10 protein-coding genes are annotated in these 13029 nt (G+C 65.7%); 5 read left to right on the forward strand and 5 right to left on the reverse strand.

Features of this window, described 5'->3' with window-relative positions; all coding sequences use genetic code 11:
- The first annotated feature begins 95 nt into the window (after positions 1 to 95).
- Positions 96 to 224, forward strand: coding sequence for a hypothetical protein (locus ACFY16_RS38215; protein WP_390651831.1), 129 nt, complete (start codon positions 96 to 98; stop codon positions 222 to 224).
- 73 nt (positions 225 to 297) lie between these two features.
- Here ACFY16_RS38215 and ACFY16_RS38220 read toward each other — a convergent pair whose 3' ends face one another.
- On the reverse strand, positions 298 to 1089 hold the full coding sequence (locus ACFY16_RS38220; protein ID WP_390651832.1) for an MBL fold metallo-hydrolase: 792 nt from the start codon (positions 1087 to 1089) through the stop codon (positions 298 to 300).
- 86 nt (positions 1090 to 1175) lie between these two features.
- Between ACFY16_RS38220 and ACFY16_RS38225 the strand changes: the two genes are divergently transcribed.
- Positions 1176 to 1769 (forward strand): CGNR zinc finger domain-containing protein, encoded by a 594-nt coding sequence (locus ACFY16_RS38225; RefSeq protein WP_390651833.1) that lies wholly within the window; start codon positions 1176 to 1178, stop codon positions 1767 to 1769.
- 154 nt (positions 1770 to 1923) lie between these two features.
- Here ACFY16_RS38225 and ACFY16_RS38230 read toward each other — a convergent pair whose 3' ends face one another.
- A complete protein-coding gene (locus ACFY16_RS38230) occupies positions 1924 to 2964 on the reverse strand; it encodes a zinc-dependent alcohol dehydrogenase family protein (protein ID WP_390651834.1) in 1041 nt (346 codons plus the stop codon).
- Between the two features lie 462 nt (positions 2965 to 3426).
- Here ACFY16_RS38230 and ACFY16_RS38235 point away from each other — a divergent pair, with 462 nt between their 5' ends.
- Genes ACFY16_RS38235 through ACFY16_RS38245 form a run of 3 tightly spaced genes read left to right on the forward strand, consistent with a single transcriptional unit; the run spans position 3427 to position 9145 of the window.
- Positions 3427 to 5148, forward strand: a complete 1722-nt coding sequence (locus tag ACFY16_RS38235; protein ID WP_390651835.1) for a DUF692 family multinuclear iron-containing protein — start codon at positions 3427 to 3429, stop codon at positions 5146 to 5148.
- Positions 5145 to 8747, forward strand: a complete 3603-nt coding sequence (locus ACFY16_RS38240) for an SUMF1/EgtB/PvdO family nonheme iron enzyme (RefSeq protein ID WP_390651836.1) — start codon at positions 5145 to 5147, stop codon at positions 8745 to 8747. Before ACFY16_RS38235 ends, ACFY16_RS38240 begins: the two co-directional genes overlap by 4 nt.
- Positions 8748 to 8803: 56 nt before the next feature.
- Entirely contained in the window at positions 8804 to 9145 is a 342-nt protein-coding gene (locus ACFY16_RS38245) for a hypothetical protein (protein ID WP_390651837.1), read from the forward strand.
- A 3-nt stretch (positions 9146 to 9148) separates the two neighbouring features.
- On the opposite strand, the gene ACFY16_RS38250 is transcribed toward ACFY16_RS38245, so the two are convergent.
- From ACFY16_RS38250 to ACFY16_RS38260, 3 genes are all read right to left on the reverse strand, one after another.
- Positions 9149 to 10525, reverse strand: coding sequence for a radical SAM protein (locus ACFY16_RS38250; protein ID WP_390651838.1), 1377 nt, complete (start codon positions 10523 to 10525; stop codon positions 9149 to 9151).
- Positions 10522 to 11598 carry a ComEC/Rec2 family competence protein gene (locus ACFY16_RS38255; protein WP_390651839.1) on the reverse strand — a complete coding sequence of 359 codons (1077 nt, stop codon included), beginning with the start codon at positions 11596 to 11598 and terminating at the stop codon, positions 10522 to 10524. The genes ACFY16_RS38250 and ACFY16_RS38255 overlap by 4 nt, the downstream gene beginning before the upstream one ends.
- Before the next feature lie 98 nt (positions 11599 to 11696).
- On the reverse strand, positions 11697 to 12770 hold the full coding sequence (locus ACFY16_RS38260; RefSeq protein ID WP_390651840.1) for a DUF2235 domain-containing protein: 1074 nt from the start codon (positions 12768 to 12770) through the stop codon (positions 11697 to 11699).
- Positions 12771 to 13029 lie beyond the last annotated feature (259 nt).

The following is a 13029-nucleotide window of genomic DNA, read 5'->3' on the forward strand; positions in this document are numbered from 1 at the left end:
GCTCGGCGGGACCAGGACCTCACACGTGGCCCGCCTCGAACTCACCGCGTGACCCACGGGCACGGCAGCCGGTTTACGGATTTCTCAACGGAGTCGTGAACGCCTGGGCTTCCTCGACAGAATCGGGCGAACAGGAGCGGAACGAGCAGTTCACCGTCGACCACTTCCACGGAGGCGTCCATCTTGACGTCGGTGTGCACGACAACCGCACGGTCGCAGGGTGAGCCGGCGGTCAGGCCCCGGGCTGTGAGCGGCGTGGAGGTCTTGTCGTGCCGTTGGCGCCTCGGACGCCGCAGGTCAGTCTCGCCGGCCCCAGTCCAGGCGGTCGGCCAGACCAGCGGCGGTGAAGGCGGCTGCCAGCTCCTCGCGCCCTTCGGTGAAGTGGGCCCAGCTGTCGTAGTGGACGGGGACCACACGGCGAGCGCCGAGGAACTGGGCAGCCTCGGCAGCCTGAGCGCTGTCCAGGACGATCAGCTGGTTGTCGAAGAGCGCGGGGAAGCGGGGAGCGCCGGCGAAGAGGAGGGCGGTGTCGATGGGGGCGAAGCGCTCGGCGATCTCCTTGACCGCGCCGAGGGATGCATTGTCGCCGCTGACGTAGACGGTCGGCAGACCCTCTCCGGTCAGAACGAAGCCGACGACCTGGCCGGTGACCGGCTCGACCTCCTCGCGCGGGCCGGGGCCGTGGACGGCGGGGACGCCGGTCACGGTGATTGTGCCGCCGTCGGGGCGGTTCAGTTCGATGGACTCCCAGTCGGCCAGCCCCTTGGCGTTGCGCCCGAGGCGCTGGCCGCCGCCGGGGGTGGTGAGGGTGAGCGGAACGTGGGCGAGCAGGGCTCGGCCGGAGGTGTCGAGGTTGTCGGGGTGTTCGTCGTGCGAGAGCAGAACGACGTCGATGGGGCCGAGGTCGGCGGGGGCGCCGCCGGCGGGGGCGGTCTTGGTCAGGAACCGGCCGTCGGGACGGGCGTAGTCGCCGGGGGCGTCGAAGGTCGGGTCGGTCAAAAAGCGCAGGCCGCCGTACTCGAACAGCGCGGTCGGGCCGCCGAAGACACGGACGGGGAACGGGTCGGTCGTTGCGGGGAGAGAAGACATACAGCACCTCACGGATGAAGTTCACTGAACCGTGATATGACCGTAGCTGCTTCTCATGGATAAGCGCAAGCCGTACCATGAGAGGCATGAACGAGACCGTGATCGAACAGCCCGGCCTGCCGCCCGCGCAGGGCGAGGAAGAGCACCCCTGCCTGGCCCTCGCCAACAGCGCGATCGCGCTGGCCGGCGGACACACGGTCGATCTTCTGGGCACCCCCGCGCAGGTGAACCACTGGCTGACGGAGCGCGGACTCGCTCCGGTCGACGCCGGCGTGCGGGAGATGTGCGCGACACAGCTGCGCTCGCTACGCGAACAGATCAGGTCACTCTTCGCCTCCCGCGCCGAAGGTCTGCCCGCCCTCCCCGCCGCGGTCAGGGCCATCAACGACGCGATGACCCGCGTCCCCACCGCCCCCCTACTTCAGTGGGACGACAAGACCGGCCCTTACCGCGCCACCCCCCACCCCACCACCGCGATCGTCGACCACGCCCTGGCCACCCTTGCCGCCGATGCCGCCGACCTGCTCACGAGCCCCGACGCGGACCGCCTCACCGCCTGCGGCTCCGCCCCCTGCAACCGCTACCTGCTCCGCTACGGCCGCCGCCACTGGTGCTCCACCCGCTGCGGCGACCGCGCCCGCGCCGCCCGCGCCTACGCCCGCCGCACCACCTCCCAGTGAGGCCGCAGCCGGTTCGGGTTGCTACGGTCCGTCGAGCACCAGCTCGGTCATGTCGGGCAGGAATCGGCACGCCGGGGCGGGTCCGCCGCGCCGACGACGGCCTGTAGGGCGAGGAATGTGTCTACGGCTTCGTGTCCGCAGTCTTCTCGGGTGGTCAGATGGCGCTTACGCGGAGCAGGGACTTGATCGCGCCACGCCGGTTCATGACGGCGTAGGCCTCGGCGACATCGTCGAGGTCGGTGGCGAAGTCAAAGACGCGGCCCGGGGCGATGCGGCCTTCCAGGACGTCGTCGAGCAGTTCGGGGATGTAGGCGCGTACCGGAGCGGAGCCGCCGAGTACGCCGGTATGGCGGACGAACAACTGCCGCACCGGGAACTCGACGCCGTGCGGCAGCCCGACGTAGCCGACCATCGAGCCCGGTCGCGCGATCCACAGCGCGGTCTCCATCGCCTCCCCGGTGCCCACGCACTCAAGCGTGGCGTCCGCGCCGGTGCCCCCGGTGAGCTCCAGCACCGCCTCGATGGCCTCGTCACCACGCCCTTCGACGATGTCCGTGGCACCGAACGCGCGAGCGACTTCCTGGCGAACCGGGTTGCGGCTGAGCGCGATGACGCGGTCTGCCCCGAGGCGCCGCGCGGCAAGCACACCACACAGACCCACCGCGCCGTCACCGACGACGGCGACCGTGTCGCCGGTCGTCACACGCGCGCAGACGGCGGCATGGTGACCGGTGCCCATGACGTCCGTCAGGGTCAGCAGCGATGCCATCACCTCGTCCGAGTGCCCCGACCCGGGCACCCGGACCAGCGTGCCGTCGGCCAGCGGCACGCGCACTGCTTCGCCTTGACCGCCGTCTCCGTTGCCTACGGGAATGAACCCACCGTTCGTGCACGCGGAGGTGATCCCACGCCGGCAGTGCGAGCAGGTGCCGTCGCTGAAGGCGAACGGCGCGACGACCAGGTCGCCCGTCCTGAGGGTGCGCACGTCGGTCCCGACGTCTTCCACGATCCCCACGAACTCGTGCCCGATGGGGCCCGGCTCATACGGGGTGTCGCCGCGGTAGTACCACAGGTCCGAGCCGCAGACGCTCGCCAGCGCGACACGGACCACCGCATCGGTGGGGTCGACGATCGCGGCGTCGGGCCGCTCGCCGACCGTGATCAAACCTGGCTTGTTGAAGATCGCTGCACGCATGAGTTCTCCAGCAGTCGGGCGAGAGGCGTCAGTGGGTGACGAACGATCGACGGACGGACGGACCAACGCTGAACCGACGTCTCGCCAACGGCCGGAATACTTGGCGGCATGAGCCGAATGACCGGCCTGCGCTCCCCGAATCGGCCTTGTCCGTCCGATGAAGCGCACGTCGCCGGGTACGGATCGACGAAGCAGTCACCTTTGCCTCACCGGCGGTCATGTGTGTCGGGACCGACACGCCCAGCAACCCACCCAACAGGTAGGAATTCTAACGACGCTGCGGGTTTCGCGTGCTGCTCCGGACCATTGCGTCACTCTCGATCGGAGATCAACCGCACCGCAGCCTGCATCCAAACCGCCCTGCGCCACGCGGTTGCGGTCCGAGACGACTCCGTCCATCATGAAACTCACCACGCGTGCACCCTCGTCAGCGACCGGAAGTCATCGGTGACAAGACCTTTCGTGACCGCACCAGAACCCGGAGAGGATCTCGGGTTCGGTATCGGCATACGGCCTGCGCTGTTCGCGGAGCTACTCGCGGGCGAAGCCGCCTTCGACTTCTTCGAGGTGATGACGGAGGACTTCCTGGGCGTGGAGGGAGAGCGGCGGCACATCCTGCACGAACTCGCCGCGCAGTCCCCCGTCGTGATGCACGGCCTTTCCATGTCGATCGCGAGTTCGGACGCCCTGGACATCCGGTATCTCTCCCGGTTGCGCGAACTGGCGGACGAAATCGGAGCTCGATGGGTCTCGGACCATCTCTGCTGGACCGGAGTCGATGGAGTTCACACGCACGAGTTGCTTCCGGTACCCCTTACGGAGTCAAGTCTTGCGCACGTGAGTTCACGTGTCCTCGTTGCACAGGACGTGCTCGAACGGCCTCTGGTACTCGAAAACCCCTCCGCCTACCTCGCCTTCGAAGAGTCGACGATGTCGGAGCCTGAGTTCTTCAGCCGACTCGTCGAAGAAACCGGGTGTCGGATTCTGCTCGACGTGAACAACGTCTATGTCTCCGCGAGCAATCTGGGGTTCGATCCCGTGGAGTACGTGGATGCCCTGCCAGAGGGGGCTGTCGCTCAGATACACCTCGCAGGACATCGAAACATGGGCGCCTACCTCATCGATTCCCACGACGAACGCGTCTCCCAGCCGGTCTGGGACATGTATCTGCACGCCTGCCGACGGTTCGGGCCCGTCTCGACGTCGCTCGAATGGGACACTCACCTGCCAAAGACGGAGGTCCTTCGCGAGGAACTCACGAAAGCTGCCGAGCTTCGCTCCATGGCCGTACTCCACCCCCTACCGTCCCGATCGACAGGGACAGCACCTCGCGACGGGCAGCTCATGGACGACGTCATGGCGGACCATGAACTCGCCCACAGCCAGAGAACACTTCAGGCGGCGATCCTGGACGGGGCCTCGCAGAGCAGGCTTCCGCACAGGGACGTTCGTGAGTTCAGCCTCCGCCCGCTCTCAAGAGGCGAAGGAATTTCCATCTACGGGAGTGCGTACCGGGCGCGTCACGTCGACAGCCTGCGCTTCGCCTTTCCCCTGCTCGGAGAACTGATCGGCTCAGAGCTCGAGGATCTTGCACTCGACTGCATTGCCTCGAACCCCGGACGCACCGGCGATCTTGAGCACCTCACGCGCTTGTTCGCCGAGTGGGTGAGTGATGCGTTCCGTCTCCATCGCTGGGCTGACGTCGTATGTGACGTCGTCGATCTCGACACCACTCTCATGGACCTGCGCCTGAGCACCGGTACGGAGGGCCGGACACCGCTGCCCGACTCTTCGATCCGTTTCGCCCGGCACGCGGACGTCGCCCGAATGCGTTTCGTCGCGAACCCGTGCCTGCGGATCGCGAGACTGAGCGAACCGTCATACATTCGAAGCCTCTCGATTCGAGCGGGCGTGGCGATCGACTGGTCGGGCGACCCAAGCGAGAACGTCGTGTTCTGGCGCCGGGATTTCGAGCTGCACGCGGTCTTCCTCCGTCGGGATCAGACTTCCCTTTTGAAACGGCTCGTCGACGGTGTCGAACTCGGAACCGCCGCGGCCGCGGAGTCGATCGACATCTCGTCCTCGGTCGATTGGATCAGCGGCTGGGCCGGGGCCGGAATCCTGTTCGACGGGGAGGCGGCCTGCCCCGCCGCCGATGCCACGGCGAGTGACACCGAGGTATGAGCGAAGCACGTCTGAGCGTCGACGAACGGTTCGAGTGGCCCGACCTCTTACTCGAGATCGATACGGTGACGCGAGTCGGTGGTCAGCTTCACCTTCGATTCCACGGCGTCGTGGGCGGGCGCGAACGAAGGGATTTCGGCGAGAGCGAACTGTCCAATCCGGCGGCGCGGCTCAGCCGCCTGAGTGACACGCTCGACAGCTGGGCCGCAGGCTATTCCGAGGAGCAGAAGTCCATCGAGGCACACCTCGACGGCATTGGGGTCGAACTCTACAACGACCTGATCCCCTCGGCCTTGCGGGAACACTACTGGTCGTACCTGCATGCCGAGGCCGGCTCGACGGTCCTCATCCTTGTCGAGGGCGAGGCAGCCAATCTGCCCTGGGAGATCGTCAAGCCCGTGACGGAAAGCACCGTCGCACCCTTCTGGTGTGAGCAACTCAGCATGTCCCGTTGGCTCGGCTCCAAACCCATCGCGATGGCGCTTCCCGGGCACCGCGCCGCGTGCGTTCTTGCCGATCCCGAGCTGCACGATGTGAGCGATCGGGCGCGGAGTCGACTCGGAGTGAGCGCCTCCGAGGTCGTCACGGAGTGGGACGGCGTCCAAGAGCTCCTCTCCAACGGCGAACCCGGGCTGTTCCATTGGACCGGGCACGGCCAACTAAACCCGGAGCATCCGAGCCTCAGCGAGCTTCCGATCGGCACGGAGATATTCCGGCCCGTCGACATCCTCGTCCCGACCAAGCGGCGGTTCCTTCGGTCCGGTCCGTGGGTGTTCCTGCACGCCTGTTCCACGAATCGGTCGACGGTAGGCTCCGTCGGCCTCGCGGGCTGGCCCAAGGACCTCGTCCAGGGGGGCGCAGGCGCGATGCTCGGGGCGGCCTGGGACGTACGCACCAGCACGGCAGTGCCGTTCGTCGGCGGGTTGTACGAGAGCGTGATGAAGGGGGTCCCCGTCGCAGAAGCCGTTCGAGAGGCGCGCAACTCGGCGAAGATCTCCGGCGATCCCTCATGGCTGGCGTACCAGCTGTACGCGCACCCGACATCGCGCGTCCTGCGGGATCGGACGAAGGCTGACTTCACGTCGATCCCTGTGCAGAAGTTGGTGGAGCGCACCTTTTCGGTTCCCGGCGACGAGGCAGGGAATTGGAGACGTTCCTATCTGGAGTTCATCGCCAGGGAACCACTCCAGCCGCATGCGGATGTCATCCCGCTGGGAGGGAGCGTCGAACCGAACGAGGACCTCGAGTACTCGATGCTCTACGTCGAGCCGGTCGTTCCCGATTCGGTCGTCGGCCACGAGGTCCGGGACATCGCCGAGGCAGCCAGTGAGCACGACGGGGTAGTTCTGCTCGGGGACTCCGGAGCGGGCAAGAGCGCGACACTCCGTCGCATCTCGAGAGACCTCGCGACGCGGGCACTTCGGGGGGATCCCGACGTGCCGACGCCCATTCTGATCTCGTTGCACGAGTTCGCCACCGGCGACGACCCGCTCGGGTACGTCCAACGTCGGTGCCGGGACGACGTTGTGCGATCCCGTCTGCGGCAGGAGCTGCGAGCGGGACGGGTCTGTCTCATGTGCGACGGCCTGAACGAAATGGGGCGCCATGATTACCGGAAGAAGGTGCGCGCCTGGCGTCAATTCATGCAGGATTGGCGTGGAAACCGCTTCGTCTTCGCCTGCCGGACCTCGGCGTATCAGAGCGAACTGGGATTGCCCGAGATCGAGATCGCGCCGCTCGACGACGAGCGCATCCTGCGTACTCTCTTCCTCACCGTCGGAGCGTCGGCGGATGAACTCTGGCAGGCCCTGCAACAAGACGGCCTGCTCGACGTGGCACGCATGCCGCTGTTCCTCGAGTGGCTCATCGTGTCGTTCAAGCGGAGTGGGTCCCGTCTCCCCGGCAACCGCTCCCGGCTTCTGGAGGGGATCGTTAACTCGTTCGTCAGGCGCGAGGAGGATACGGGCTCGTTCGAGAAGGCGGACTTCGATCGCATCAGGGTGGCCTTGGCGGAACTGGCTCACGCGATCCTTCTTGACTCTCGCAACGGAGCCGTCTCAAAAGGCCGGGCGCTGGGCATCTTCGAGAACTCTCATCCAGGCATCAAGAGACCCGTGGTGGATGCAGGTTGGCGCTTCGTGATCGACTCGGGGTTCCTGACGGAGCAGAACCAAGAAGTCCGATTTCGCGACGCGCAACTCCGCGACTACTTTGCCGCGTGCGCCCTCCATGGCCGGAAGGAAGGGGGCGCGAGCATGCGCTCCTACTTCGCGCCGTCTCCTCCTGACAACGACACGGAATCGTTTTCTCCACGTGGCCGCGGACACGCCGGCGTGCTCGCCGAGAACGAGTGGGCCGAGGCCGTCGTTCTCGCCTCCGGCCTGGCCGACTCGGCCGATCCCCTGCTCGAAGAGTTGCGCGCCATGAACCCCCGCCTCGCGGGCGAGTGTCTGGCCCGCAACTCCCCCAACGTGACACCGGAGACCGTCGAAGCAATTCGTGAAACCCTTCTGGACCGAGCGACCAATGCTCACGTCGCACTCGGCGAGCGGGTGGCAACGGGGCTGACCCTCGGGCGTATCGGCGATCCCAGGCTCGCTCTCCGGGCTGAAGGTTTCGTCCTGCCCGAGTTGTGTTCGATCCCCACTGGATTCGTGTGGCTCGGGAGCGACGACGCACAGGCGTTCGCGGACGAGCGTCCACAGCACCGGGTCGAAGTCCCGGCATTCCGGATCGGGCGCTACCCCGTCACGAACGCCGAGTACAACTGCTTCGTGGACGCCGGCGGGTACGACGAGGCCGGCTACTGGACGGAGCGCGGCTGGGCCTGGCGCAAGGCGCGCGACACGGGCGAAAGCTCTCTGAACCGTCGGCTCCGGAACCTCGCCTACTTCCGCGGACACGTCGACGACATGGAGAGGTGGTTCGAGGAGGGCGAGCTTGAAGCGACCGAGTGCGAGTTGTGGCGCCGGCTCGTCGGAATGGACGATCACGAGGCGCGTCTCCATCTCCGGGCGCTCGGACTGGAGAGAGTACGGTCCAGGGACGCGCCGGCGTTCGCCCGATATCCCGCACTCACCGGTGCCAACCAGCCGGTCGTGGGGGTGAGTTGGCATGAGGCGGTCGCCTACTGCGCTTGGCTCAGTACCGTGAGCCGACGCACGTTCCGCCTTCCCTCGGAGGCCCAGTGGGAACGAGCGGCGAAGGGGGACGACAAGAGGGTCTACCCGTGGGGGCCGATCTGGGAAGCCGGTCGATGCAACGCGCGGCCCGAGAACATCCGGAGGACGACCCCCGTCGGCATGTTTCCCGGTGGCCGCAGCCCCTTTGGGTGCGAGGACATGGCCGGGAACGTCGCCGAGTGGACGTCGAGCCTCTACTCGCCCTATCCATGGACCGGCAATGACGGACAAGTAGATGCCGAAGCCGAGGGTGTGCGCGTCAATCGCGGTGGCGGGTGGGACTCGATGCACCGCGTTGTGCGATGCGCGTTGCGCGGCGATATGAACGAATCCCACACGGACAGCGCGACTTTGGGCTTCCGCATCGCATCAAATGCCGACTCGGACGGCCTACCGGTTCATTCGACCGTATCGTGAAGGCGTCATAGTTCCCCAGAAAGACAACGAACGTCTTGTGCCATCAGGGAGAGTGAATGAGCATGCGGGAACCTCCGAAGCCCTACAACGACCTCAGCATGAGCGAGCTCGCTGAATGGGTCGGTGACCTGGACCGATCCGACGCTGTGAGTCGCGTGGAGATCCACATGACATTGGCAGAGGTGTACACGCGACTCGGCAACGCCCCGGAGGGCAGCGACGCCCGCCTGCTCGACGGTTTGCGCAAGACGCTGGACCGGCTACTCCAACGAGAGGATGACCGGACGATGCGCAGGCCGTGGTTTCGCAGAGGTGACGACATGCCGCCTCGAAACTGCGGCGGAATGTGCATGTGCTCGATCGAGCGGCTGGAGGACCGCACAAAGCGAGATGACTGATCCTCAGGTCCCGGGTTGAGGCTCCTTGGCGACGCGCCGCCGGTACGCGGCGGCCGCGTACCCCGCCAGGGTCTTTTCGAAGTCGCGACAGTCGCAGGACGGCGTGAGGGTGCTGCCGCAGTGCGAGTAGGAGTCGTACGGAGAGCCGGCTCCGCAATACAGAGCGAACCTGCACGTCCCTTCGCGGGAGCGCAGCGTCCCCTCGTCGACCCACGCCCTCGAGACGTCCTGATCCGGTGTTCTGCGCAGGTAGTTACCGCGTGCGAAGGCGGTCTCTCCGGCCAGGAAGACGCATGGGTACACATCGCCCCGCGGGTCGAGGACGATCGTCCGCGTTCCGTAGCAGCAATTCCCGACGCTGGGCAGGGGCTCAAGTCCGGAGACCATCGCAGCGATCTTGTCGTAGATCGGGGGAGAACCACAGAACGCGGCAGCCAACTCCGTGCTGCTCCCGAGACGTGTCGCAAGTGCGGCTTCGCCGACAAGCGACTTGGACAGCACGGTGGTTCCCGCATCGATGTGGGCCTTGGTGTCGAACATCGGCGCCACATAGGCACTGAAACGAGGATCGGCGAGCAGTCCGTCCGCGTCCAGGATTTCTCGCAGCACTTCGAGTTGGTCGAGGACGTTCTCGTTGACATTCACGCGCATACGGATCCGTGCTCCGCGGGCGAGCGCGAGCCGAACGTGTTTCATGATGGTGTCGAACGTGCGCGCGCCTCTTGGCCCGATACGGAGTCGGTCGTGTGTGCCGGCAGGTCCATCGACGGTCACATGAAGAGCCTCGATCCCCTGGGGGCCGAGAAGATCTTCGTACTGATCGAGATTCCACGCGTGAGTGGACGCCATCAACCGGATCCCGCGCTCCCGGGCCGAGCCGCAGAGGAAATCGATGATGGCGTGGTTGTCAGGACTCAGTGGTTCGCCGCCATAAAGCGTCACGCTGCGCCGGCTCTCGCCACCGAAGACGGCCTCCACGTGGTCGAGGGCCGCGCGTGCGACCGCTTCGGACATGGTGACAGAGGGCGTTGTTCGACGTATCCCGTGTTGGAAGCAGTAGACGCACTTGAGGTTGCAGTCGTAACTGGGCATCAGGTACACGCGAGGCGGGACATCCCGCGCGAGCCGACCTCGGCGGAGTAATTCTCGTGAGAAGGCGCGTTGTTCGTCCTCCGGTGACCTGGCCGTCACGACGGAGCGTTCGATCAAGTCCTGCAGCAGCGCCGAGGAAAGATTGCTCAGATCACCGTCGGCGAGTTGCCGGGCCGGTTCTTCGGACAACTCGGCGGCTGTGCCGTAGCAGGTGTTCAGGGCGAGTACGGTGCCGTTATCACCCACAGGAGCGAACATCACAAAATCACTGACGCGAAGTCCGGTCAAGGCTCGACCTCCAGTACGAGACCGCCTGGGTCGCTGTCGGGAAACGTGACACGATATCCGCATCTGGACCACGGCGTTGTGAACTTCGTTCGATAGTTGAAGCACAGCGTCGGCTCTCCGGCAGCGTACTGGACGACGCGCGCGACCGCCTCGGGGTGCGGGTGCGAGAACATCTCCCCGTTGGAGGAGAAGATGAACGCGTCGCTCGTGATCTTGCTGATGAGGTCGGTGCTGACGTTCCCGCGGCTCCCATGGTGGGGAAGCTTGAACGCGTCGAGGTGAAGCTGCTCCGGCCTCAGGTGGGCCATCGACTCGACCAATGTGCTCGGATGCGCATCGCCCGTGCAGAGGATACGGCGCCGGTTCTGGTACTCGAGCAGGAACGCGATGCTGCTGCCGTTCGCCGCGGAATTGTCCTCATCGAAGCGCGCCCCCAGCAGGGTTGTCATGTCGGGTGGGAGGATCTCCGTTTCATCGGCGGTGGCCGTCGAGCCCAAGGTTAGGTGTCGCCCTCGCCGGCGCGCTGCCTCGAGATCCTCGGGACGGAGGCCGATGCCCTGGCACGATGCCCTCCAGTCCTTTCGGAGCTTGGCAAGCTGAGGCAACGTCGGAGAGAGCACGGTCAGTGCGAGGCTCTCGTCCACCTCCACACGCGGGGGGACACCGCTCGCAGGCACGGCCACGGCGAGCCCGTCGAAGCCGAGTCGATTCCAGCTCGCACCGTTTCTGCACAGTAAGTCGGTCAGCTTTTCGCCATGCTTTCCGGCCATGACGCGTGGGCCCTGCAGATGGCGGAATCCGTTGAACCAGACATCCTTCGCCCGAAATGGCATGGTGTCGTCGAGCGACAGCTCGACAATCCCTCCAATATGGTCGTGGTCGACGTGTGTGACAACGAGAAGTTCGAACTCCAGCTCCGATTTCGAGAGCCGGGCAAGGCGCGGGCGCAGCGCCTTCTTGTAGACACCGGGGGCGCCGCCGTCGATCAGGATCCGGCGGACATCCCCGCGGTGCTCGTACTCGATCAAGAGACAGTCCCCATGGCGCGCGGGGAGCACCTCCAAGCGGAGCATCTCGACCCTCCTCCCCTGGACCGGACTCGCACCCAGCAGGCGACGAGTTTCCGATCGTCCTTACAAGACTACGAAGAACCGGAACCCAATGAGCAGGATCAGGAGGTTGCGTGCTTGAACGGCCAGGCACCCTCGTCCCAGATCACACTTTCGGGAAGCTTCCGGCCGTACTCGGGTGATGTCGATATACGGCTTCGGACGCTCGCGTGCACCCGGGCGCCGGCCGGAACCGGGCGACGACGATATCGCGCGACCGCCCACATCCACCCCATTTTGTGCACAACGCCTGATGCGTCCGACTCGGCCAGGGTGTAGCGATTCTTCACCCGCTGCTCCCGGACCAACAATCCCTCGGCGGTTGCGCCCTCCAGCATCCAGCGCATGGCCAGTGTGCCGAGTTGGGGATGGTCGTCGAACCCACCGCCGACATCCGAATGCACGCCGGCGAACCATGTTTCGGTGACCTGTGGGGATTTTCCCGGTTCGGGGAGGGGGATCAAGCATTCCTTGTAAGGCCGGCGCTTCTCATCGATGGACACCGCGTGCTGTACGACCCGAACATTGGGTAGCTTGTTGGTGTAGGGCCAATGAATGTCCCGCCCAAGAAAACGGGTGGCCCTGACGGTATCGAAAACTCCGAGGTATTCGATGGGGAAGGCCAGGGATTCTCGCCTCGGACGGACGGACAGCGCCTCGGCGAACCGGTCGATTCGATCCCAGCCCTCCGGCAGCCTGAGATTCGAGTCCTTTCCAGGACGCCTGGCATAGACCCGTAATGCGTAAGGAACCAGGTTCTCACTGCCGGGGCGAAGGAGACCCACCCGGTAGAGCATCCCGCACAACGCACGTGCGGTGTACGCCCCGCGGCTGAAGCCGAACACGAAGACCTTGTCTCCCGGCTGCCAGGAGTTCATCAGATAGGTGTAGGCCTCCCCCAGGTTCTGTCGGAGGCCATGGCCGAGTGCGAGCCCGCCCAGCCGCGAGAGTCTGCGTGCCACCGCAGTCCATGCGCTCGGCGCGGCGAACGTGCCGACGCCGGGATCATAGTAGACGACCTGTTTCTCCGGATCGCGGAGGTCGAGCAGCTCGACAATTTTAAAGACGTTTGTCGCGCCCCTCGCCTTGACCTCGTTACCGGTACCGTCGAGACAAACAACGATGTTCTTGCCCATTCTTTTCTCCCGCGTAAAGAGGCGAACTCGAAGTATGGGACAAGGATTCGCCGGACTTCGACGACCTCATCGCGGCTACTATCCCCGTCCCGTCCTGGATCCACCACAGCCCGCACTCATCCCCGTCCCGGTATCGGGCCAGGGCCGCCCGGGTAGCTGCGGCCGCGGTGTCCATGGCCCTGGCTCCCACATCAGCGAGGCGCTGCGGTGCCCTCGACGGAGCGCGTCCTCGTCCTGGAGCCAGGGCCCGGTGACCTGT

The sequence above is a fragment of the Streptomyces sp. NPDC001315 genome, assembly GCF_042896175.1.
Taxonomy (GTDB): Bacteria; Actinomycetota; Actinomycetes; order Streptomycetales; family Streptomycetaceae; genus Streptomyces.